Source organism: Embleya sp. NPDC025285 (genome assembly GCF_055558835.1).
Genome location: NZ_JBVHLU010000004.1, coordinates 1 through 22,019 on the forward strand (window position 1 = coordinate 1; position 22,019 = coordinate 22,019).

Below are 22,019 nucleotides of genomic sequence, written 5' to 3' on the forward strand. Positions count from 1 at the left end.
CCTCTCCCTCCCCCCTCCCCCCCCCCCCCCCCCCCCCTCCCCCCCCCCCCCCCCCCCCCCCCCGCGATCCGGGCGCCGATGTCGGTGCGGCCTGGTATCGACTGCCACTACCGACTCGTTCGACCACCATCGACCGCCGGCCGGCGCGCGGAGTCCTCTTCGTGGCGCGTACGGCCATCTCCGGGAAGGCGGTCCGCGCCTAGCGTGAGGATGTCCCGGATTCGGGGAGGGCGGCCGCGCGCCGCAGGATCGGCAAAGGAGACGGCAACATGACGATCAAGGTCACAGTGGTCTACCACGACACCGTCGAGTGTGTTCGGGCGCTGGCCGACGCGGTGGCGGCGGTCGCCTGGAACACCGGCGCCGACGTCCGGTTGCGCCGGCTGCCGGAGGCCGAGCCGGACCTGAAACCGGCGGACCCGAGAGCGGATCCACCCGCGACCGCGCGCGATCTGAGCTGGGCCGACGTCGTCGTGCTCGGCGCTCCGGCGCGGGACCGCGACGTGGTCGCGTTGTTGCGCCGACTCTCGGACTCCGCGACCGCGCCCGCCACCGCGTCGGCCGCGCGCGAGATGCGGGGCGCGTGGGTACGTCGCACCGAGGAGCAGGTGTTCGGCGTGTTCGTGACCACGCCGGCCCCCGGCACGCTGCATGGCGGGCTGATGCGCAGCTTCGGCATCGTCCACCGACCCGCGCCCGGCCGCTGCGCGCGCGAGCCGGAGCGTTCGGTGGCCATACTCCCCCCTGCGCCGGACCTCGAGGGCGGCACCGGCGACCCGACCCTCATGTCCCTGGACCTGGTCCGCATCCAGACCCGACGCTGCGTCGAGATCGCGGCGGCGCTGCGCGCGGAACGCGCTGTGGCGGTCTGAGCGCCGCGCCGGGAGTCGGCGGCGTCTCCGCGCGGTCACGCGGTCGTGAGCGCCGGCCGGCACCGCCGCCGTGTCGGGCCGAGGCAGCCTGCGGGTGGCCCGTGCGCGTCGTTCGGCAGCTGCCGGCATGATCGCGAAGTGACCACTGAACGCACGCGGTCCGGTCCACCGGACGCCGACGAGGACGTGCTCACCCGGCACGCCGGGTTGCTCGCCCGACTCCTGCCCACCGACGATCCCGCCGCGCTGACGGTACGTCGGGGTCAGTTCCACGATGTCGTGCTCGGAGCGACGCGGGTGGTGTGCTTTGCGCGCACCGACGCGGCCGAACGCCGACTGCCGCGTCGAGCCGCGCAACTGCGGCTGCTCGCCGGGTTGTCGCTCGGCGTGCGCACCCCCGAACCGCTCGGAGCGGGACACGATCCCGGATATCTCCTGCTGGACCGGCTCCCGGGCGAGCCGTTGGATCCGGACGCGCCCGTCCCGGCGGAAGCGGCGGCGCGGTACGCCGAGTTGCTGACCGCCCTGGCCGGCGCCGCGGCCGACCCCGACGTGCGTGCCGGGCTGCGCCGCGTGGACCCGAGCGCCGGGGGCGCGTGGACCGGGTTCGCCCACGACGTGCGTGCGGAGCTGTACCCGCTCATGTCGGCGGCCGGCCGCCGCCGCGCCGATCTCGAACTGGCGGCCGTACTGGCCCTGTCGCCCGTCGCGACGGCCGTGGTGCACGGCGATCTGGGCGGTGCGAACGTGTTGTGGACCACCGTCGACGGCGTGCCCCGGTTGAGTGGCGTGCTGGACTGGGACGACGTCTCGCTCGGCGATCCGGCGGAGGATCTGGCGGCGATCGCCGCGACCCACGGTGACGACCTGCTCGACGAGGTACTCGATCTGATGGGCATACCCGAGGCCGCCGGCCGCGAGCGCGTCGCCGCGATCCGCGGCACGTTCGCGCTGCAGCAGGCGTTGGCCGCGCTCCGGGACGGCGACCGCGCGGAGTTGGCGGACGGGCTGAGCGGCTACCACTGACGATCGCGGCCCGCCCGGGGACATCGACCCGTCCGCCGGCAGGGTCCACGATCCGGGTGCCCCGGCGCGAAACCACGCGATGGTGGGGTGTGGAGGCGCGGATTCCCGTTCGGGTGAGCGTACGCCGGAGCGATGCTTCCGTACCCGGCTGTCGCCGAACCCCCGCGGTCTGTTGGGTTGATCCGGGCGCCGGCGAGCGTCCGCATCATGCGTCGCCCCCATGCGCTCCGGCGCGGCGGGGGCCGCGCTCAGGGGGCGACACAGGGGGTTCGCAAGCCGTGACCGAGACACCGCAGGTTTCCTCGACGGCGCACAAACGTCGATCGACCAAGCGGGCGCGCGCGACGGTCGCGCCCACCCCGTACGAGTTGTGCGATCGGCCGATCGTGGACGTACCGACCGTCCTTGCCGCCGAGTTCGCCCGCCGCTGGCCGCAGGACGCCCAGGGCATGGACGCGGTGCACCGTTACGCGCTCCTGCCGACCGGCAAGCTGCTGCGACCCGCGTTGGTGATGTACGCGGCGCTCGCGGTCGGCGGCGAGGTCGAGCACGCGCTGCCGGCCGCCGTCGGGATGGAGTGCGTGCACACCGGGAGCCTGCTCCACGACGACATCATCGACGCCGACGAGGAGCGGCGCGGCAGACCGGCGGTACACATCGCCTACGGCCCCGAGCGCGCCATCATCGCGGGCAGCAGCCTGTACTTCGCGTGGTTCGGCGCGCTCGCGGAGTGTGCGCGCCACGGGGTGCCCGGCGAGCGGATCGCGCGAGCGATGGCCGCCCAGGCCGAGGGCGGATACGCGATGTGCCAGGGGGTGTTCGACGAACTGGGCTTCGCCGGGGATCTGGACTGCCCGGTCGAGGACTACCTCGCGATGGCCACTCGCAAGACCGGCGCGCTGTTGTCCGCGTCCTGCCGGGTCGGGGCGATCCTGGGCGGCGGCAACGACGCGGCGGTGGAGGCACTCGGAGCGTTCGGACGGCACGTGGGCCTGGCCTTCCAGATCCGCGACGACCTGCTCCCGTACGACGACGCGTCGGCCGCCACGATGGGCAAGCCCGCCGACAGTGACGTGTGCAACCATCGGCCGACCCTGCCGGTACTGCTCGCCCACGAACGCGGCGGCACCGAGCAGCGCGCCGCGATCCGACACGCGCTCCTGCACGAGACCAACCCGGAGACCGCGCTCGCCCGGATGCGCGGCCTGGTCGAGACCACCGGCGCCCTGGTCGAGGCCCGGGCCTTGGCCGAGAGCTACGAGCGCAGCGCCCGGGACGCGATCTCGTGGCTCGCCGCCAACCCGTACACCGAGGTCCTCACCCACTGGTCGGACCCCGCGCCGACGCCGCCGGCCGGCGGCTGAGCCGGCCACATCCGCCCGGGGTCCTCGGTCGACGAAAACGCCGACGGAGGATCCCGGGCGCCGGCGGTGCGGCGGTCGGGAAGGCGACGTCGGCCCGGTAGGTTGTACGGCGCGAGGTGGGGTACGGAACGGCCCCAATACCCAGAACTCGCCGAAACACGGCCCGAATCACCGCGTAGGCCACAGTGCTCGAAAGGTTGACCGACGTGACGGACGGGCCCGAGCCGACAGCGCACCCGAAGCCGGCCGCGACACTGCGACCGCGTATCCCGCATCCGACTATCGCCACGCCCAAAGCCGCCTCGGCCGAATCGACGGAGTCGGCGGAATCGACGCGGCCCGTGCCGCGCGCCGCGCATCCCGATCGGCTCACCGATCGCGAGGTGGAGGTACTGAGGCTGATCGTCGACGGGCTGACCAACGCCGGCATCGCCGCCGCCCTGTCGATCGGCGAGGCGACCGTCAAGACGCACATCAACAACGCCTTCGCCAAGATCAACGCGCGCAATCGGGCGGACGCGGTGCGCTACGCCGACAGCCGGGGTCTGACCCGCCCCTGAGCGCGGCTGCGGCCGTACCCGCCCGCTGCACGCCCCGTCGGCGTGCACGCGCTGTACGCCCGGGCGCGCTACGCCGCCAGCGGCTCGAAGACCGGCGAGCCGGGGCGGTCCGGATCGTCGGCCGTCGCCGACAGCGGCGAGGTGATCACGAAGTCGGCGGTCGCCCGGTTGCAGGCCACCGGGATGTTCGCCAGGACCGCGAGCCGCAGCAGCGCGCGCACGTCGGGTTCGTGCGGCTGGGGGCTCAGCGGGTCCCAGAAGAACACCAGCAGGTCCACGTCGCCCTCGGCGATCCGTGATCCGATCTGCTGGTCGCCGCCGAGCGGGCCGCTACGGAACCGGGTGACCCGCAGGTCGAGTTCGTCGGCGATGATGCCGCCGGTGGTCCCGGTCGCGTACAGGCGGTGGGCGGCCAGGATCTCGCGGTGGATCCGGGCCCAGGCAAGCATCTCCGGCTTGTATCGGTCGTGCGCGACGAGCGCGATGCCGCGCTCGCGTCCCTGGTGGTGCTTCGGGTCGAGCAGGTCGTTCGGTGGGGTCACAGGCATCTCCGGTGTGCTGAACTTTCGCATGCCCACAGTCTCGCCGTCCCGTGTTGCGCCGGTATGGCCACGACATGACACCCACAAGAAGTCGAACGGATCGTGCCGCGGGCCCGAGTGCGCGGCACGGTCGACCGCGGCGCCCCGTCCGGCCCAACCTGGGAGCCGGCCGGATGCCCTGTCGACCCCGGAGCACGACGCGACGGACGTATCGGGGCGGCGATAGCCTGCGTCGATGGGGAAGACCGTGATGTACCTGGAGATGACCTCGGCCGACGAGCTTCGGCCCTCCCGTTCCGTCCCGAACCTCGCGTTGCACCGCTTCGACCCGATCACGCCCGAGGTGTACGCGCTCCAGGCTCGGATCGGCGCCCCCTACGGCTGGCGTAGCGCGTCCCGAACCGAGCGCGACTGGGCGGAACTTCGGGCCGCGCACCCGCTGCGGCAAACCTGGCTGATCACGCACGCGGGCGAGCGGGCGGGCATCGGCAACCTGGAGCCGCAGCCCGACGGGAACGTGGAGGTGGTCACGTTCGGCCTGCTCCCCGAGTTCGTCGGCAAGGGCCTGGGCGGCTGTGCGCTGACCCTGCTGCTCCGTCAGGCGTGGCGCACCTCCACCTGTGCGCCGACCGAACCGGTCCGCCGGGTATGGCTGCACACATCCTCCGAGGACCACCCCAACGCCCTGCTCAACTACCGCAGTCGCGGCCTGCGCCCCTACGGCATCGAGGCCCACGCGTAACGCGCCCCCACGGCGGCACACCGGGTCGGGCCGGGAACGCGGGCCGCGAAACGGATCGGGCCGAGGGGCGCGCCGCGAGGCGCGTCGGACCGAGCCGGCACGCCACGACGCAGATCCGGCCGAGGGGCACGCCGCCGAGCGGCCCGGGCGGTCAGCAGGAGAACGGGTCGGTCGGGTCCGTCGCGTCGCTGGGGTGGGCCGGGTTGCTCGGGCCGGACGGCGGAGCCGCCGGAGCGGACGTGGTGCCCGGCGCGCTGCCGATGGCCGCCGGCTCGGTGGGCGGGACGACATCCGCGTCCTGCTCACGCTGGGCGCGCAGCCGCGCGGAGACCGCGTCGGTGCGGGCGCGCAGGACGCGGGTACGCTCGGCCGCCGCCGCGTCGTCGGCGCCGCCCTCGGGGACGGCCGCGACCACCTCGACGCCGTGCGCTCGGGCGGTGGCCACCAGGCTGTCCGCGACCGCGGTCTGTCGGGCCAGCAGCGCGGTGGCGAACAGGCTCGCGCGCAGCGTCTTCTCGCGGCCGAGCAGGCCGCGGTAGGTGATCTCGCAGGCCACCGCCGCGCTGTCCAGTCGTCGGTCGTCGGCCTGTTCCAGTGACGCGAGCACGACCGTGAGCAGGCCCTCCACCACCTTGGTGACCGCCCACTTGCGGCCGGGCAGCGGCGGCAACACCTCACGGACGCGGTCGACCTCGGTGTCGAGCGCGGCCGTGGTCATCGACGCGAACGCGTCGTGCACGGTCAGCCGGATCACCTTCTCCCACGGGATGTCCTCCCCGTCGAAGCCGACGCTCTCCGGGCCGAACCGCACCGCGCCCAGCCCGTCGAGCAGCCGCAGCGGTCGCGCGGTGATCGCCGGGACCTTCGGGTGCCGACACACCAGCGCGCCCAGTGAGAACTCCCAGGCCACGGTGGCGGGTGCGGCCGGCGCGGGCAGCGCGTCCAGCGTCCCGCGCACCCAGTCCCCCGACGCGACCCGGGCCCGACCGGCCCCGATCCGATTCCCCACCGCCGCGCGTCCCGACGCCGCCGCGGAGCCCACCGCCCCGCCGATGCCCCGCAGTTGATCCCGTATCGCCACGTCTTCAGGCCCCCTCGCCAACCGTGCCTCGCCACCCCTGCGTGATCACTTTACGACCCCGCGAATCCCCCGGTCGGCCCCATCGCGGCGGCGCCGCCGGGCGGAACGAGGCGACCGGATGCGGAAGTCGGTTGGCCGCGATGGTGGTTGCGGCCCAGGCGGCCCAGGCGGGCCGGGCGACTCGGCACACGGGGTGGTCCCGTGACGCACCGGTGCCGCCTCCACCGCGATGCCCGCTCGTCGTCGCCGGTTTCGCCATCGTGCGCCGTCGCCCGTTCGCCGTCGTGCGCCCGCCGTCGTGAGTGTGCCGCCGGAGGCATCGGCCACGGCTCTGGTCTTCGACGGCGGCACGGTGCATACTGCCGGTCCGCTTCGGTATCGTGGCACCACCGAGGGCCACGGGCCAATGCCGCACGTCGGCAAGAAATAACCTCTCGACCTGGGTGTTTGCACCACGGATCCGGTTTTCACAGGCTGTCACCACAAAGTCTTGCGCCACAAATGACCCCCTAATCATCGAGAAATGATGTCACAATGACTCGTCATGGCGCCATCTTCGTGCCATGATGGCATTATGGACCTCACGCCATACGTCGACAGTCTCCGCAACGAACTCGCGGTCGCTGCGAACGTGGGTGGCGCCGAAGCCCGAGGCCTTGCCGAGCGCCTCACCGCCCCGCTGGACTCGGCCACCCGACTCGTTCTGCTCGGCGCGCTGTCCGCCGCGATGGCCGAGGTCACCCGCGAACTGGCGCCGGGCTCGGTGGACATACGACTGCGCGGTCTCGACCCCGAGTTCGTGGTGACGGCGCCGTCGGCGCGGGAGGCGTACGCGGATGCCCGGGCACCCGAGCGCAAGCCGAGCGGAGCAGCCGCGGCACCGACGACCCCGGCCCGCGGCGAGGACAGCGGCATGGCGCGGATCAACTTCCGCCTGCCCGCCGACCTCAAATCCCGGGTCGAGGAAACCGCCGCGTACGAGGGCCTGTCGGTCAACGCCTGGCTGGTCCGCGCCGCCGCCGGCTCGCTCGAACCCGAGGCGACCCGCGACGGCGCACCGGGCGGCCCCACCGGAGATCGGGGCCGACGGCGCTACACCGGCTGGGTCCGCCGGCCGTAGGGCGCCCGCACCCGCGCACGCGCCGACCACCCGACGTCGCTCCACTCTTCTCCCGCCCCGCCCCACCGGCGGGAACACCACCAGCCACGAGGAGAGCACCGCCATGCCCAGGTTCGACACCCCCGAGCCGATCTCCGTCGACCTCGAATTCGACGTCGGCTCGGTCCGGATCACCGCGAGCAAGCGCACCGATACGGTCGTCGAGGTGTTACCCGGCGATGGCGCGGACGAACTCGACGTACGAGCCGCGCAGCAGATCTCGGTCACCTGCACCGGCGGTCGGCTGGTGGTCAAGGGGCCCGGGAGACATTCACCGCTCGGCAAGAGCGGTTCGGTGGAGATAGCCATCGAGTTGCCGGCCGGCTCCGAGGTCCAAGCCAGCACGCCGCTGGCGGACTTCACCTGCCTGGGCCCGCTCGGCGGCTGCCGGCTCGAGACCTCGGTCGGCACGATCCGCATCGACGAGGCGCGGACCATGTACGCCCGGACCGGCTACGGCGACATCCGGGTGGGCCACGTGATCGGGGACGCCGAGATCGTCGCGGCGGGCCGGATCGCGATCGGCACCGTCACCGGCGCGGCGACGATCACGAACGCCGCCGGCGAGAGCACCATCGGCGAGGTCGGCGGCGATCTGCGGGTCTGTTCGTCCGACGGCCGGATCGCGATCGGCGTCGCGCACGCCGACGTGGACGCCACGTGTGCCAACGGCGCGATCCGGATCGAGGAGGTGGCGCGCGGCCGGGTACGCCTGCGGACCGGCACCGGCAACCTGGAGGTCGGCATCCGCGAGTCCACCGCGGCCCGGCTCGACGTACGGACCCGGGTGGGCGACGTGCGCAACTCGCTCGGCCCGGCCGGGAGCCCCGACGCCTCCAAGCAGACCGTCGAGGTCCGTGCCCGCACAGACCTCGGCCACATCGTGATCCACCGCGCCTGATCCCGGCGCGCGACCGGGACGAGACCACAGAGCCACGATTCGGGGAATGCGACTGCCATGACCACGACTTCCGCGCCCCTCGTCCACGCACCGGCGATCAGCGCCGTCGGCCTGGCCAAGTCCTACGGCGACAAGGTGGTGCTGGACGGCATCGACCTGCACATCCCCGAGGGCACCGTCTTCGCACTGCTCGGCCCCGACGGCGCGGGCAAGACCACGACCGTACGAATCCTGTCCACACTCATCGGCGCGGACGCCGGCCACATTCGAGTGGCGGGCCACGACCTCGCCCGGGACGCCGACAAGGTGCGCCGCGCGATCGGCGTCGCCGGTCGGTTCACCGCCGCGGACAACCTGCTCACCGCTCGGGAGAACCTGATCCTGATGGCGGACCTGCACCGCCTGGGCCGGGCCGAGGGTCACCGACGGGCCGACGAATTCCTCGCCCGGTTCGACCTCGCCGGGGATGCCCACGCACCAGCGCGCACCCTGTCCCGGAGCACACGCCGCAGGCTCGACCTGGCGATGGCGATGGTCGGCGAACCGCGCGTGATCCTTCTCGACGAACCCACCACCGGCCTGGATCCGCGCAGCCGCCGTATCGTCTGGGACGTCGTCCGCAGCCTGGTCGCCGACCACGGCGTGACCATCCTGCTGACCACGCGATACCTGGAGGAGGCCGCCCGACTCGCCGACCGGGTCGCCGTCCTGGACTACGGCAGGCTGGTCGCCGAGGGCACCGCCGAGGAGATCAAACGCCGCACCCCCGGCGCCCACATCCGGATCCGGTTCGCCGACCAGGACCGACTCGACGCCGCCGCCGATCTCTTCCGCGCCACCACCCGCGACGGCGAGACCCTCATTGTGAGCGTCCCCGGCGACGACACCGCCGCGGCCCTGCGCACCGTCCTCGACGCCCTCGACGACGCGGCCATCCGGACCGAGGCACTGACCGTGCACACCCCCGACCTCGACGACGTCTTCCGCCCCCTCACCGGCAGGACGCACTCCGACCGCACGCGGAGCCCCGGGGGGAGAACCCGCGACGAGTACTCCGATCAACGCGGTTGCCGACGGGTGCTTCGGCATGAGCAAGGCCATCATGGGAAGGCGTGAAAAGGCGTCTGACCTGGTACTTGCATGGGGAGCTGCATGGCAGATTGCATGGTGAGTCGCACGGTGAAGTGCATGGGAATGTGCATGGGAATCCGCGCGCGGGAGTCGACAACCGAACCCCGCAATGGATCTCGCGCACCCGGCCGCTCCTGGCCGCGGACGGACGCGGACGGACGCGGACGGACTTCGGTCGGGTCGCCGTCCGTCGGCGCCACCCCTAAGGTCCCGACGTGTGAGTGATCTCTACGAGTTGACCCTGGCCTTGGCGATCCGCGGGCCGCTCTCCGGCGGCGAGGTCGCCGAGTTGCGGTGGCATGCCGGTCTCGGCGGCGGGGTTCTTCCCGCGTCGGGTGCCCGCGGCATCGTGACCGAGTTTCCGGTGGTCGTGGTGGACGACTTCGGCGTGCCGACGGTGGAGGACGATCCGCGTCCCGTGCTGGGTCGTACCGGGATGGCATTGAGGGTCGGTGGCGAGTCGACGGCCGACGTGACGCCGACCACCGGCGGGTGGGTCGTGAGCGTACGTCAGGAGTTGCATCCGGACGAGTTCGACGCGGTCGGCGTCCTGTTGACCTGGCTGGCCGCCCGGGCCAATGACGCGCACACGAGCCCGGACGGGTCGGTCGTACTCGGGCGGTTGCGCTTCCTGGAGGACACCGAGCCCGTACCGCTGGTGTTCCGGGACGGGCGGGTGATCTGGCCCGACCGCGAGGCGGGATAGCCCACCCGCGCGGTCGGCGGGACGGTCAGGCCCAGCGGACCGGAGTGTTGCCGCGGTGCCACGCGGTGACCGCCGTCGCGTCCGTGGACTCGACGTCGGCCGGGAGGTCGGCCGGATCGAGCCAGGCCAGCCGGGCACACTGGTCGGGTTCGGCGTTGCTCGGGACGCCCGACCAGGCGGTGGTGTGGAAGTACCAACCGATCACCGGAACACCGGTCTCGCCGAGGACCTGGGACACGTACGCCGTGCGCAGATCAGCCGTGGCCACGTCGGTGGCGATCTCCTCCTTGGTCTCCCGGGCACACGCCTCGATGAGGAGTTCGCCCGGGTCGGCCAGGCCACCCGGCAGGGCGAGCAGGCCGTCGGCGAAGCCGGTGTCCTTGCGCTCCATGAACAACACGGCCCCATCGGATCGTTCGAGGATGATGGCGGCGTAGGCGATGGCGTTGTGGCGGTGGTCGCTCAAGTGTCGCTCTCCCCAGATCGATCCGGGAGCTTCGGGTGTCGCCCCCGGTACGCGGCGGTGTCCGCGACCGCACACCGGGCACTGGGACCCGACCCGCGCGCCGGGACGCACACCTCCGCCCGGACCAACGACCGGCAGCGGAGGGACGTCACGCCCGAACCCGGCCCGGACGGCGGTCGGGCGCACTGCGGCCGCACCCCGACCGCCGGCTCCGTGCCGCCGAACGGCCGCCCCGGCACGGTCGCACCGCCCGGGGGTCGGTCAGGGGTTCACGATGCGGTCGACCGCCGCGGTGACGAGGTGTTCGCGCTCGGCTTCCGAGAACACCCCCGGCAGCGTGAGCTGTTCGACGATGAGCCAGTTGAACGCCAGGTAGAGCAGGCGGACCGCGGTCGCGTCGCCGGGCAGCCCGGACTCCTCGTGATAGGCGATGTTGGCGGCCACGTCGGCGCGGACCCGCTCGGTGAGCACCGAGCGCAACTCCGGCCGCCGGGTGGCCTCCAAGCGCAGTTCCAGCAAGGCCAGATAGCCGGTCCGGAAGGCACTGACCCGTCCGACCACCTCCCGCATCAGCACTGTGTACGCCTCCTTGTCCGGCGTACTCGCCCGCTGCCGCGCGATCAGCGCCTCGTCGGGCTGAAGTCGTTCGTAGACCCGGGCGCCTGCCTGGGTGAGCAGCTCGTCGCGGCTGGCGAAGTAGTTGGAGGCCGTGCCCGTCGGCACCCCTGCCTCGACGTCCACTGCCCGAAAGGTCAGCCCGCGGGCGCCTTCCTTCGCCAGCACCTCGATGGCGGCGTCGACGAGCGCCGCCCGACGCTCGGCGTTCCTGCGAACCATTGACACCACTCCAAACGTAGTACTACGTTCTGACCACTTCAAAAAGAGTACTACGTCTGGAGTTATTTGCATGCGAAAGCTGGTCTACTACATCGGAGTCTCCATCGACGGCTACATCGCCGGCCCTGCGGGGCAGGTCGACTTCTACCCCGTCGGCGACGAACGACAGGCCACCGACTACGCCGCGTGGGTCAACGCGCGGTATCCGGAGACCGTACCCACCGCCATGCGCGCGCGGGCGGGCCTCGCGGACACGCCGAATCTGCGCTTCGACACGGTCGTGCTGGGCCACGGCACCTATCGCCCCGCACTCGAACACGGTCTGTCGAGCCCGTACGCGCACCTGCGCCAGTACGTGGTCGCCCGCAGCCTCGGGCAGTCCCCCGACCCGGCCGTCACCGTGGTCGACGGCGACCCGCTCGCACTGGTCCGCGAGCTCAAGCGCGAGGCCGGCCGGGACATCTGGCTGTGCGGCGGGGGCCGGCTCGCGGGCACGCTGTTGCCCGAGCTCGACGAGCTGATCATCAAGAGCTACCCCGTCGTGGCGGGAGGCGGAACCCCGCTGTTCGACGGGGAGTTCGACCCTACGCGGTTCGCCGTGACCGCCCGCGAGTCGTTTTCCAACGACGTCACGATCACGTGGTTCGAAGCGCGACGGTAGCAGGCGCCGGCATTCTCGGCCGCACGGCCGACGGCGCTCCCGACAGGTGCCGCCCGGCGTACCGGCTGCGGGGGCGCGGCACGGTACGCCTCGTGTTCGCGAAGCGGTGGCGATACGGTCGTATCCATGCGTGAATCAGCTGAAGAGGCCATGTCCGAACCCTCCTCGGACGCCACGTCCGTGTCACCGGGACCGGTGACGCCGGATGACCTGGATCGGGCCGTACGACTCGCGGTGGCCGCGCTCCGGGGAGTGCCCACCGAGGCCTGGGACGCGAAGGCCGGATCGCTGGAGTGGGACTGCTGGGAAACGGTCGAGCACCTGAGCGACGACCTCTTCGCGTACGCCGCGCAACTGGGTCCCGGCGTCCCGCCCATGGCGGGCGAGGTGCCGTTCCTATGGTGGAGTCGACGGCCCGGCGGACCGGCGAACGTCATCCACGCCGACCGCGCGGCGGGCGCGGACGGCCTGTTGCAGGTGTTGGAGGCGAGCGGCGCGCTGCTCGTCGCCATGACCCGGACCACGCCGCCGAGCGTGCGCGCGCACCACGGCCACGGCGCCTCGGACCCCGAGGGCTTCGCCGCGATGGGCATCGTGGAGACCCTGGTACACACCCACGACCTGGCCGAGGGTCTCGCACTGCCCTGGACGCCGCCCGCCGATCTGTGCGCACGCGTCCTCGCCCGGCTCTTCCCCGACGTACCTCAGGACACGGACCCGTGGCCGACACTGCTTTGGGCCACCGGGCGCGCCGAACTCCCGGGCCGTGCGCGCCGAACCTCGTGGCGCTGGTACGGCGCGCCCCGGACGTAGCGAACGCACGGGCCGGTCCTGCACGTCGTTCCGTCGGAGCCGCTCCTCGGTCGCCACTCGCTCCCGGGTCGACCCGTTCCGTCCCCGATCGGGGGACGGGCGCCCCGCCGCTCGACCGATGTGCCCGGTAACTCGTCGATGCAGGCTGGAACTCCTGCCGAGGAAAGGGGAGTTCCGGTGCGGTGGTGGGATCGATCGGGCCGAGTCGGAGGGTACGGGGCGGCGCTCGCGTTGACGCCCTATCTGCTGATCAAGGTGTCGTGGGTGGTCGGTTCCCTGGTCGGCATGTTGCCGATCGGCTCGGGCTTCGGGCTGACCGAGTGGGTGGTGCTCAACACGGCGACGGTAGGCATGGCGGGCATCGGGATCGCCGTCGCGCTCGCGCTCGTCCGGCCGTGGGGGATGCGGATTCCCGGCGCTCCCTTGGCGTTCTGCGCGTGGGTGGGTACGGGTTTCCTGGTGCCGATGTTGCCGTACGCGGTGCTGGGTTCGGTGTGGACATCGGGCGGCGACTCGGACTCGGGCACCGAGGCGGGTGGGGATGCGGGCGCGGGCCCGGAGGCGGCCGGCGATGCCGGCACGGGCGCGGAGGACGCGTCGATGCCGGGTTGGGAGGCGGTGCTGGTCCAGATCGGCTTCGTCGGTATGGGACTGGGTCTGGCCCTCGCGCTGCCCGCGTACCTGTTGCGGCGTCGGCCGGACGTGTTCGCCGGACGCGTCGGTGATCGAGCCACGGCCACCGGGCCCGCTCGCCGGCGGGTCCCGTGGTCGGCGGTCGGCGGCGCCGTGCTCGGGGCAGTGTGGTTGTACTGGGCGATGGGCGGCAAGCTGGGCGTCGCGCACCCGGAGGCACGCGACGCCCAATGGCGGATCCTGACCGGCATCTGGGGCGGTTGGGCCCTCGTGGCGGCGATCGCCGGCCGGCTGCTCGTGTGGGGCCGGCCGGCCCGGTTGCCGCGTTGGCTCCCGGTGGCCCTCGGCTGGATCGGGTCGGGCTCACTGTTCGCGTGGAGCGGTTGGAAGTTGCCGTTCACGCTCTATCTCGCGCTCGCGCACCCGGCCGGGACCACACTGCCGGAAAACCTCGCGTACGCGGTGGTCCTGCACGCGCTCGCGGTGGCGGTTGGCGTCGCCATGGTGCGTGGCCTCGTGCGCACCGCCGGCACGGGCGCGGCTCTTCGAAACGGGGATCGGAGTGGGGACCGAAGCGAGGACCGGAGTGGGGACCGAAGCGCGGACCGAAGCGGCGGCGGGGTCGGCGCGGGGACCGGAAAAGCTCCGGAGGCGGTGGCGTATCCCGGTCGGGGTCGGCGCGGGCGGCGCCGAGACGTGGCAGCGACGTGGTCGCGCTCCGCCGTCGGGCGCGTGCCCCGTACGGCGGTCATGGCGCCGCCGGATGTACGGTCCGGGTGAACTTCCGGATGGCTTCCGCCAGTTCGGCCGGTTGGTCGAGTGGGATCAGGGTGTGGCCGTCCCGGATCTCGACCAGGCTTGCGGACGCGCGCGCGTCCCGCCCGGCCTTGCCCACCAACGCGTCGAGACGCCGAGTGAGCACCGTCAGCCGCATGTCCATGGGAGGCGATCGATCGCGAGATGGGTCTCGGCGTCGGCATCGTGGCATCCGTACGCCCTTTCTCGTGACCCGACCCGACCGAGCGGAACCGCCATGCCCACCGGGACCGTTAAAGCGGTGGACAACATTCCGGTTTCAAGCGAACATCGCCGCGATGAACAACGAACCTCTCTCCATCCCCAAGCGCGTCCGCTTCGTCGAACTCGGCGCGAAGGCGCTGCGCGCGCTTGCCGACGGTGACCTCGCCGGTGGCAGCGCCGAAGCCGGGGTCCCCCTCGACGAGTACTTCGTCGGCGACCGGGCCCGCTGGATCTTCGGCTATCGCGCCGACCAACTCGCCAAGGATCCGGCTGCCGCGCCCTGGATCACGCGAGCCGCGGTGTCCGAGCCGGACGGGACCGTCGTCGGCGACGGCGGATTCCACGGGCCACCGGACCAGGCCGGCATGGTCGAGATCGGCTACACCGTCGCGCCCGGGTACCGCCGCCAGGGCTATGCCCGCGCCATGCTGACGGCGCTACTCGCCAGGGCCGCCGCCGAACCCGATGTCAGGACGGTGCGGGCCACCATCAGATCCGACAACGACGCCTCCCTGGCCACCATCGCGGGCTTCGGTTTCACGCGGGTCGGCGAACGGGGAAACGAGCGCGACGGATTCGAGATCATCTTCGAGATCCCGGCGAACACGCCGCGAGCCGCGTAGCTCCACGGCTTCGGCGGACATCGCGATCCTCCCGCCGAGGCCCTGACATGAGAAGCGCCGCACGGGTCGCGTAGGTTGCGAATCCGAGCCGAGCCCGCGTCCTACCCCCGCCCCCACGCGTGCGCACGGCAACGCGTCGCTCGACGTGACTGCGGCTGCGGGTCTTCGAGCGGAGACGGGCCAGGCCGATCGTGCGGAGGGCCGACTCGGCCACCGATCAGCGCCTCGGCCCGGCCTCTTGCGCGGCGTCTTGCCCGAGCATCCGGCGACGTGATGTCCCTTTCGTCGGCGCGTCATTCGGATTGCTCCGCCGGGGTGGGGCCGGCTTTCGTGGTGTAAGTATCGAGTTCGCCGCGTGGGTCATCGGCTTCGAGGGGTGTCAACCCTCCGCAAGGGCCGTCGACGGGCGCTCTCGGGGGCTGCGGCTTCGGTGGGCCCGGGAGGTTCGCCGGCTTGCGGGCGGGTCGGTGGTGGGTGGTTGTCGTTCACGGGCGGCGTTCATGGGCCGCCCTCGCCCGATTCCGCGGCGTAGGTTGCGCCTGTGTAGGCGAGGAGCGCGCGTAGGGCTGCGGCGTCGGATTGGATGCGGGTCTCGTCCTGGTGGTCGTGGTCGAGGTGGGCGAAGGGCTGCGGGTGCCCCGGGGAGGGCTCGGTGGGGTGACGTGGGATCAGATGTGCGTGCAGATGTGGGATGTCGTTCTCCAACAGGGATACGTTGAGCTTGGGCACCGGCCGATAGTGCGCCTCGATCGCCCGCCCCGCCGAGATCACCTCGGCCATGAAGCCCGCGAGCTGTCGGGGCGACAACGCGGTGAGCCGAGCAACGTGTCCGCCGGTCCACACCACCACGATGTATCCACGCACCCGGCCGGCGCGCCACAGGTACGCGTTGCCGTACACACCGCGCTTGAGCAACAATCCCCACCCGATGTCGGGTGCGGTGAAATCCTTGCGGCACATCGGACAGCTCGCGTACGAGTCCGGTTGTGCGTAGCGTTCCGGCCACGTCGACGCGGCAAACGAGCGGGGTCCGGGTACCTGGGAACCACTCACGACGGCCTCCAACTCGAACGGGGACAAGAGCCTCCTGCGGCTCCACGTTCGATGGGTGAAACGACCGCCGCCGAACGCACGTCACGCCTCGGTCATACCTGTGACCCGCCCGCAGCACGCCTGGGACACACCCGCGACGGGCCCGCGAAGGCGCCGGTCGGCGGGCTCTGCGCACCCCATCCGGCCCGGCCGCAGTCACCCTCTCCCGGATACGCGCGGACGCGCGACCGACTCGTGATGGGATCACCCACACGAGTGAACCCCCGGGCCGAACGACGCGGCCCAACGACGAGGCCGTCAGACCACAGAGCACACACCCCACCACCCCCAAACCCCCAGCCCCCCAGCCCCCCAGCCCCCCAGAGCACAGTCGCGATCTCCCCCCAAGCCTTCCTCCCCCACCCCCCGACCCCACTACGCTGAACTGCTCGGCAGGCCAAGGGGGATGGATGCGTGTGCAGCTCGTCGGCGAGCCGGCGACCCGAGACGGCGCGGCGTGAGTGGCACGGGCGCCGGGCCGCACGACCCGCAGGGGTCGCGCGTGGTCCTGGTTGGCGCGTACGACTTCGAGCATCTCGCGCCACTCCCGGCCGTGGCCCGAAACCTGGTGCGTTTACGGGAGTTGCTGACCGATCCGCGAGTGTGGGGCCTGCCCGCGCGGAACTGCGTGGTGATCGAGCAGCCCGAGCACCGGGACCAGGTCCTCGACGCGCTGAGCGACGCGGCCGGTGCAGCGACCGATCTGGTACTGCTGTACTACGCCGGTCACGGCCTGATCTCGCCGGACACCGAGGACCTGCTCCTGTCCCTCCCCCGGTGCCGACCCGACCGGGCGTACACCGCGCTGCCCTTCCAGGACGTCCGCCACGTGTTGCGCTCGGCCCGCCGAGTCCCCGCCAAGGCGGTACTCCTGGACTGCTGCTTCGCAGGCCGAGCCCTCGCCGGCGCGATGGGACCGGACGCGATGGGACCGGAGCCGATGGGACCGGGCGATGCAGGGCCGGGCTGGTCGGGAGAGGAAACGACGGACCCGAAATCGGGATCCACGAGCCCGAGCGCCCCGCAAGTGCCCCAAGACGCCCGATTGGCCGAGATGTCCCGCGTGGAAGGCACCTACGTCCTCGCCGCTGCCTCCGCCACCCGACAGGCGGTCGCACCGATCGGCGGCCGATACACCGCCTTCACCGGCCGGTTGATCGACATCCTGGAACACGGTGTCCCAGGCGGCCCGAAGGCATTGGATCTGGCCACCGTACACACCCACCTGCACCGCGTCCTGCCCGAACTGGGCTTCCCACCACCGCAGCAGCGCAACGACGACCACGGCGCGCGGATCGTCCTCGGTTGGAACCGGCACCCCTCGGCCGCCGACACCACACCCTCATTGCCGCCGCATCTACGGGAGTTGTTGCACGCCCAGACCATCGCCGCGCGAAACTTCACCTACCGCCTGTACGACGCGCCGCTCGACGGCCTGGCCACCGTGTACGTCCGCCAACAGGCCCGCAGCGCGCCGACCACGAAACCGGCCGAGCCGCGCCAGGAGTCGCGCGATCACGAGCGGCACCTGCTCCGGCACCGACACGACGAGGAGCGACGCAAGCGGCACTTCGTGCCCGTGGACTCGACCGTGGAATCGACGGTGCATCCGGTGGCCCCCGCGCGCGCCGCCGAGGAGACCCTCGACCTGCACCGCCACGTTCTGATCACCGGCGGCGCGGGCCAGGGCAAGTCCACGTTGAGCCTGCAACTGGCCGCGTCCCTGTCCACCGCCTACGAAGCACGATCGGGCCAAGGCGACGACGCCGAACGCCTGTTGCCGCTCCGGGTCACTGCCGGGCGCCTCGCCACCGACCGCAGCGCGCTGGTCCCCCGCCTGGTCCGCATCCTCTCCGCCGAACTGGCCCCGCACCTGGACCACCCCCTCCCGGACGACCTGCTCGACCACCTGCCCGAGGGCACCACCTGCCTGCTGATCGTCGACGGTCTCGACGAGATCACCGATCCCGAGCGACGGCGCGGCCTGGTCGCCGAGTTGGCCGGCCGGGTCCGCAATCCGGACGGGCGATTCCGGCTGCTGATCACCACCCGCCCGTTGCCCAACGACGAACTGGCCCCGCTCCAGCACGCGGCGACCGGGACGTACACGCTGGAACCCTTCGACCGCGAGCAGTTGCGCGAGTTCGCCCACCGCTGGTTCCACGACCACGCGGACGGGCCGGAGTTGGCCGACGGCTTCCTGCGGCAGACCGAGGCGGCCGGGATCCGCGACCTGGTCCGGGTCCCGCTGCTGGCCACCGTCGCCGCGCTCGTCTACCGCAAGCAACCCGGCACCCCGCTGCCCGGAAGCCGATTCACCCTCTACTGCGACTACTTCACGCTGCTGGCCGACGCGCACCTGGAGGAGGTACACGAGCAGCAACAAACCGTCCTACACCGCTGGACCCCACGCTCGGCCGCCCACCGGGCAAGCGCGGCCTTCCTGTTCGAACACCGGGACGAACTCGTGGAGCACCTGGCCGTCACCGTGGTCACCGACCCGGCCGCCGCCACCCGAACCCTCCTGGACCTCGCCCTCGACCGGCTCGACGAACACGGCTGCCGACCCACCCGCCGCGGCGTCCCGGAATGGGGCAGCCTGGTCACCTCGGTCCTGGGCACGGCCGGCGTCTTCACCCACCACGCCGACTTCCTGCGCTTCACCCACTACAGCTTCGCCGAACACATCGCGGCGAGCGCCCGCGCGAACGAGTTGCCCAGGCACTTCGACGCGGCCGAGTCCGAATGGGCGTACGTCGTGCACCGCGCGATCGACGGTGACCTGTTCGCCCACGCCGTGCTCGCCCACCACGCCCATCTGCATGGCACGGGCGACACGATCCTGGGCTGGTTGAATCGGGGCACCGGCGACTACACGGCGCTGGCCGGGGTGTTGCTCGCGGGCGGGATTCCGGCCTCGGCATCGCACACCGACTCGTTCGTGGCGCACCTGCTGTTGACGTTGTCCAACGAGGACAGGCCGAAGTCCGTGCAACACGCCATCCGGGACGCCGCGATCCTGGCCCCCGAGCCGAGCGTGCGCGCCGCGCTCGACGAGTACGTGGGCGGTTGCCACCGCCGGGACGACCTGCGCGTGGAAATCGCGCAGGCGCTCGCCATCCACGATCCCGATGCCGCGCTCGGCATCCTGCGCGGCGTACTGAACGCCGAGAAGGGTCCTTCGGCAACCCGAATCGCGGCGATCCGCGCACTCGCCGACCTCGGACCACAACACGCCGGCGAGGCCGCCGACCTCACGCGCGCCGTGCTGTCCTCGGACCGCGCTTCCGCCCACGTACGTGTGGACGCGGCATCGATCTGCGTCCGTCTGGGCGGGGAGCACACGACACCCGGTGTCGAGGCCCTGGTGGCGGTTCTCACCGCCGAGGACGCCGACATCGACGATCGCGGGCAGGCCGCGCTGGCATTGCGCGAGATCGACCGGGCGTTCATCCCCGAGGCCGCACGGGCGCTCCGAGCGGCCTGTGCCGCTCCGGGCACCTCGGCGTCGGACCGCCGAGACGGCGCGTCGTGGTTGGTCGAACTCGACCCCCGTCTGCTGCCGGACGCCGAAGCGATATTGCGGTCGGACCTCACCGCACCGCATGCCCATCCCTTCGACCGCTACCAGACCGCGCTCAAACTGGCCGAGCTGAGCCCCGATCTCCTGCCGGAAGCGGTGCGAATCCTGCGTGCGGAACTCGTCGCCCCCGACTCGGGCGCCGGCACCAAGGAAGACAGCGCGGCGGCGTTGGCAAGGGTCGCCCCGGAATACGTGCTCGAGGCAGTCACCACCTTGCGCCGACTCCTCGTCGCACCCGACACCTCTCTCTTCGAACGCTGTTCCATCGCCGAAACGCTGGCCCGAATCGACCCGAAGCACGTGGTCGAGGCCGCGGCGGCACTACAGGCGATATCGACCGACCCCAAGACGCATGCCTCGTGGCGCAGGCTTGCCGCCGTGAACCTCGCCAAGTTGGGTCCCGACCACGTCGCGGAGGCCGCCCGCGTCCTGCGCACGATGCTCGACGCACCCGATGTGGACAGCGAGGACCGACTCGCCGTCGCGACGAGCATGGCCGACCTGGGGCCGGGCCATGTCCGGGCGGCGATGGCGGCCCTGCGTGCGGTGCTGGTGGCCTCGGATACGGACGCCTTCCTGTGGGTCGCGGCCGCCGACGCTCTCATCGGGCTCGAGGCATCCCCACCGGTCGAGATCATCGAAGTACTCCACCGATTGCGAGACGATCCCGGCTCCCTCCACGGCGTACACATCAGGGCCGCACGAGCCCTGGCTCGCCTCTCGTCCGAGGAGACCACCACGTCCGCGGCCTCGCTTCGATCGATCATCGCCGATCCGGATGTCCAGGACGGCTTCCGGCTCGGCGCCATACAGGCCCTGCAGGGGCTCGGTGTCGAGTACCTGTCCCAAGTGGCGACGTTCGCGCGCGCCATTGTCGAAGCACCGGACGTGCACGCGAGCCTGAAAGCGGACGCGGCGCGTGTGCTGTCCGTTCAAGGACGACGCTTCGTCGGTGAGGCCCTCGACGCGTATCGAGCGGTGCTCGCCGCGCCCGACAGCACAGCGCGCGCATGCGCGGACGCCGCGCTCCAGATGTCCTACCTGGGTTGGGACTACCGGCACGAGGTCGCCACCGTGCTCCGATCGATCGCCGATTCGACCTGGGCGACTCCGGAGGAGCGAGTGTGGTCGGCCGGACTGCTGGACTATGTGGGGCAGGGATACATCGAGGAAGCCGCGACACGTCTGCGCGCCCTCGCCCTCTCGTCCGAAACCGCCCCCCGTACCCGGACGGCCGCCGCGAGCCGGCTCGGCGGCCTCGGTAACGGGTACGCTCCCGAGGCTGCTTCCCTCCTCCGGGCCGTGATCGACGAAACGCATGCCGACGTCTCCGCCCGAATCGACGCCGCGCAGACGCTGGCCCTGCTCGGCCCGGGATACAGCGACGAAGCCGCGGACGTACTCGAAGCCATCGTCACCGCGCGCGACAGGCCCGCCAACGAACGCGTGGACGCGGCCCGCAAGCTCCTGACCGTGCACGCGGGCAGCACCGCCGACGTCGCCGTCATCCTCCGCTCGATCCTGGCGGCCCGCACCGATACACCCGCCGTGCGCACGCTGGCTGCCCGCACCCTCGGCGAACTCGGCTCGGGATACGTCTCCGAGGGCGCGGAGCACCTGCGCGCCCTGATCACCGCTCCCGACTGCCCGCCCTCTGCCCGCGGTGCCGCGGCGGAGCGTCTGGCGGAGCTCGGGCAGGGATACCGGTCCGAGGGCATCCGGGCGTTGCGCGACCTGCTCGGGTCCGCCGAGGCCGGCGCCGGTGACCGCGTGGACATCGCGCGCCGGCTCGCCCTCCTGAGCCCCCGCCACTTCCCCGAAGCCGCCGAGGTCTTCCGTACCGTCCTGGCCCGGGCCGACACGAGCCGGTACACCCGCACTCGTGCGGCCCGGCTGTTCGGCGAGCTCGGCCCGCGATTCCTCGACGCGGCGGCGGCCGAACTGCGCACCCTCCTGGCCGACCCCACCGCGACGCCTGTCGCGACACGGCGGGCGACCTCCGCGCTCGGCCTGCTCAGCCCGCGACTGCGAGCGGAGGCGGCCGAGGTACTGCGCAGCCTGCCCGCGGGCGGTCTCGGGACGGGCTCCGACCCGGGTGCGGCGTCCCCGAACACCTACGCCCGTCGCGCCGTCGCGCGCACCCTGCGCACATTCGGCCAGGGGTACGCACTGCACCGGCCGGCCCCCGACGACGTCTGAGCCGATCG

The 22,019-nt window shown here is 72.1% G+C and carries 20 protein-coding genes; 14 read left to right on the forward strand and 6 right to left on the reverse strand.

Annotated features, from left to right (window positions below; translation table 11 throughout):
* The first annotated feature begins 269 nt into the window (after positions 1–269).
* From ACZ4FV_RS03780 to ACZ4FV_RS03795, 4 genes are all read left to right on the forward strand, one after another.
* Positions 270–872, forward strand: a complete 603-nt coding sequence (locus tag ACZ4FV_RS03780) for a hypothetical protein (RefSeq protein ID WP_465321754.1) — start codon at positions 270–272, stop codon at positions 870–872.
* 186 nt (positions 873–1,058) lie between these two features.
* The gene (locus tag ACZ4FV_RS03785) at positions 1,059–1,898 is read left to right on the forward strand and encodes a phosphotransferase family protein (RefSeq protein ID WP_465321864.1); all 840 of its coding nucleotides are present in this window, start codon (positions 1,059–1,061) and stop codon (positions 1,896–1,898) included.
* Positions 1,899–2,176: 278 nt separating this feature from the next.
* Positions 2,177–3,262, forward strand: a complete 1,086-nt coding sequence (locus ACZ4FV_RS03790; RefSeq protein WP_395858906.1) for a polyprenyl synthetase family protein — start codon at positions 2,177–2,179, stop codon at positions 3,260–3,262.
* A gap of 206 nt (positions 3,263–3,468) precedes the next feature.
* The gene (locus tag ACZ4FV_RS03795) at positions 3,469–3,822 is read left to right on the forward strand and encodes a helix-turn-helix domain-containing protein (RefSeq protein ID WP_395858907.1); all 354 of its coding nucleotides are present in this window, start codon (positions 3,469–3,471) and stop codon (positions 3,820–3,822) included.
* Between the two features lie 68 nt (positions 3,823–3,890).
* Here ACZ4FV_RS03795 and ACZ4FV_RS03800 read toward each other — a convergent pair whose 3' ends face one another.
* Positions 3,891–4,394, reverse strand: coding sequence for a methylglyoxal synthase (locus tag ACZ4FV_RS03800; RefSeq protein WP_395858908.1), 504 nt, complete (start codon positions 4,392–4,394; stop codon positions 3,891–3,893).
* A 205-nt stretch (positions 4,395–4,599) separates the two neighbouring features.
* Between ACZ4FV_RS03800 and ACZ4FV_RS03805 the strand changes: the two genes are divergently transcribed.
* The gene (locus ACZ4FV_RS03805; RefSeq protein WP_465321757.1) at positions 4,600–5,106 is read left to right on the forward strand and encodes a GNAT family N-acetyltransferase; all 507 of its coding nucleotides are present in this window, start codon (positions 4,600–4,602) and stop codon (positions 5,104–5,106) included.
* 151 nt (positions 5,107–5,257) lie between these two features.
* Here ACZ4FV_RS03805 and ACZ4FV_RS03810 read toward each other — a convergent pair whose 3' ends face one another.
* Positions 5,258–6,187 (reverse strand): hypothetical protein, encoded by a 930-nt coding sequence (locus ACZ4FV_RS03810; RefSeq protein WP_465321759.1) that lies wholly within the window; start codon positions 6,185–6,187, stop codon positions 5,258–5,260.
* Between the two features lie 574 nt (positions 6,188–6,761).
* On the opposite strand from ACZ4FV_RS03810, the gene ACZ4FV_RS03815 reads away from it, so the two are divergent.
* The 4 genes from ACZ4FV_RS03815 to ACZ4FV_RS03830 all read left to right on the forward strand — a co-directional run bounded on the left by ACZ4FV_RS03815 (position 6,762) and on the right by ACZ4FV_RS03830 (position 10,084).
* On the forward strand, positions 6,762–7,307 hold the full coding sequence (locus ACZ4FV_RS03815; protein ID WP_465321760.1) for a hypothetical protein: 546 nt from the start codon (positions 6,762–6,764) through the stop codon (positions 7,305–7,307).
* Positions 7,308–7,410: 103 nt separating this feature from the next.
* Entirely contained in the window at positions 7,411–8,247 is an 837-nt protein-coding gene (locus ACZ4FV_RS03820) for a DUF4097 family beta strand repeat-containing protein (RefSeq protein WP_465321762.1), read from the forward strand.
* 57 nt (positions 8,248–8,304) lie between these two features.
* Entirely contained in the window at positions 8,305–9,363 is a 1,059-nt protein-coding gene (locus ACZ4FV_RS03825) for an ATP-binding cassette domain-containing protein (RefSeq protein WP_465321763.1), read from the forward strand.
* A gap of 232 nt (positions 9,364–9,595) precedes the next feature.
* On the forward strand, positions 9,596–10,084 hold the full coding sequence (locus ACZ4FV_RS03830) for a hypothetical protein (RefSeq protein ID WP_402231295.1): 489 nt from the start codon (positions 9,596–9,598) through the stop codon (positions 10,082–10,084).
* Between the two features lie 25 nt (positions 10,085–10,109).
* On the opposite strand, the gene ACZ4FV_RS03835 is transcribed toward ACZ4FV_RS03830, so the two are convergent.
* Positions 10,110–10,550, reverse strand: coding sequence for an NUDIX domain-containing protein (locus ACZ4FV_RS03835; protein ID WP_395858916.1), 441 nt, complete (start codon positions 10,548–10,550; stop codon positions 10,110–10,112).
* A gap of 261 nt (positions 10,551–10,811) precedes the next feature.
* On the reverse strand, positions 10,812–11,387 hold the full coding sequence (locus ACZ4FV_RS03840; protein WP_395858917.1) for a TetR/AcrR family transcriptional regulator: 576 nt from the start codon (positions 11,385–11,387) through the stop codon (positions 10,812–10,814).
* A gap of 70 nt (positions 11,388–11,457) precedes the next feature.
* Here ACZ4FV_RS03840 and ACZ4FV_RS03845 point away from each other — a divergent pair, with 70 nt between their 5' ends.
* The 3 genes from ACZ4FV_RS03845 (at position 11,458) to ACZ4FV_RS03855 (ending at position 14,274) form a co-directional block, all read left to right on the forward strand.
* Positions 11,458–12,048: a dihydrofolate reductase family protein gene (locus tag ACZ4FV_RS03845; protein ID WP_465321765.1), complete on the forward strand. Its 591-nt coding sequence runs from the start codon at positions 11,458–11,460 to the stop codon at positions 12,046–12,048.
* Between the two features lie 150 nt (positions 12,049–12,198).
* Complete coding sequence (locus tag ACZ4FV_RS03850; protein WP_395859316.1) at positions 12,199–12,861, forward strand: DinB family protein; 663 nt, start codon at positions 12,199–12,201, stop codon at positions 12,859–12,861.
* Positions 12,862–13,092: 231 nt separating this feature from the next.
* Positions 13,093–14,274 (forward strand): hypothetical protein, encoded by a 1,182-nt coding sequence (locus ACZ4FV_RS03855; RefSeq protein ID WP_402231299.1) that lies wholly within the window; start codon positions 13,093–13,095, stop codon positions 14,272–14,274.
* On the opposite strand, the gene ACZ4FV_RS03860 is transcribed toward ACZ4FV_RS03855, so the two are convergent.
* Positions 14,243–14,434 carry a hypothetical protein gene (locus tag ACZ4FV_RS03860; protein WP_402231301.1) on the reverse strand — a complete coding sequence of 64 codons (192 nt, stop codon included), beginning with the start codon at positions 14,432–14,434 and terminating at the stop codon, positions 14,243–14,245. The two genes, ACZ4FV_RS03855 and ACZ4FV_RS03860, sit on opposite strands and share 32 nt — an antisense overlap.
* A 154-nt stretch (positions 14,435–14,588) precedes the next feature.
* On the opposite strand from ACZ4FV_RS03860, the gene ACZ4FV_RS03865 reads away from it, so the two are divergent.
* Positions 14,589–15,137, forward strand: a complete 549-nt coding sequence (locus ACZ4FV_RS03865) for a GNAT family N-acetyltransferase (RefSeq protein WP_395858920.1) — start codon at positions 14,589–14,591, stop codon at positions 15,135–15,137.
* Positions 15,138–15,635: 498 nt separating this feature from the next.
* Here the strand turns inward: ACZ4FV_RS03865 and ACZ4FV_RS03870 are convergent, their stop codons facing one another.
* Complete coding sequence (locus ACZ4FV_RS03870; RefSeq protein ID WP_395858921.1) at positions 15,636–16,097, reverse strand: HIT family protein; 462 nt, start codon at positions 16,095–16,097, stop codon at positions 15,636–15,638.
* Between the two features lie 634 nt (positions 16,098–16,731).
* On the opposite strand from ACZ4FV_RS03870, the gene ACZ4FV_RS03875 reads away from it, so the two are divergent.
* Positions 16,732–22,011 carry a caspase, EACC1-associated type gene (locus tag ACZ4FV_RS03875; RefSeq protein WP_465321766.1) on the forward strand — a complete coding sequence of 1,760 codons (5,280 nt, stop codon included), beginning with the start codon at positions 16,732–16,734 and terminating at the stop codon, positions 22,009–22,011.
* The last annotated feature ends 8 nt before the right edge of the window (positions 22,012–22,019 follow it).

Bases quoted from the DNA above. Each gene is read 5' to 3' on its own strand.
- ACZ4FV_RS03780 (WP_465321754.1), top strand. From the start codon at position 270: ATGACGATCAAGGTCACAGTGGTCTACCACGACACCGTCGAGTGTGTT.
- ACZ4FV_RS03800 (WP_395858908.1), bottom strand. From the start codon at position 4,394: ATGCGAAAGTTCAGCACACCGGAGATGCCTGTGACCCCACCGAACGAC.
- ACZ4FV_RS03805 (WP_465321757.1), top strand. From the start codon at position 4,600: ATGGGGAAGACCGTGATGTACCTGGAGATGACCTCGGCCGACGAGCTT.
- ACZ4FV_RS03815 (WP_465321760.1), top strand. From the start codon at position 6,762: ATGGACCTCACGCCATACGTCGACAGTCTCCGCAACGAACTCGCGGTC.
- ACZ4FV_RS03820 (WP_465321762.1), top strand. From the start codon at position 7,411: ATGCCCAGGTTCGACACCCCCGAGCCGATCTCCGTCGACCTCGAATTC.
- ACZ4FV_RS03825 (WP_465321763.1), top strand. From the start codon at position 8,305: ATGACCACGACTTCCGCGCCCCTCGTCCACGCACCGGCGATCAGCGCC.
- ACZ4FV_RS03840 (WP_395858917.1), bottom strand. From the start codon at position 11,387: ATGGTTCGCAGGAACGCCGAGCGTCGGGCGGCGCTCGTCGACGCCGCC.
- ACZ4FV_RS03845 (WP_465321765.1), top strand. From the start codon at position 11,458: ATGCGAAAGCTGGTCTACTACATCGGAGTCTCCATCGACGGCTACATC.
- ACZ4FV_RS03850 (WP_395859316.1), top strand. From the start codon at position 12,199: ATGTCCGAACCCTCCTCGGACGCCACGTCCGTGTCACCGGGACCGGTG.
- ACZ4FV_RS03860 (WP_402231301.1), bottom strand. From the start codon at position 14,434: ATGGACATGCGGCTGACGGTGCTCACTCGGCGTCTCGACGCGTTGGTG.
- ACZ4FV_RS03865 (WP_395858920.1), top strand. From the start codon at position 14,589: ATGAACAACGAACCTCTCTCCATCCCCAAGCGCGTCCGCTTCGTCGAA.
- ACZ4FV_RS03870 (WP_395858921.1), bottom strand. From the start codon at position 16,097: ATGTGCCGCAAGGATTTCACCGCACCCGACATCGGGTGGGGATTGTTG.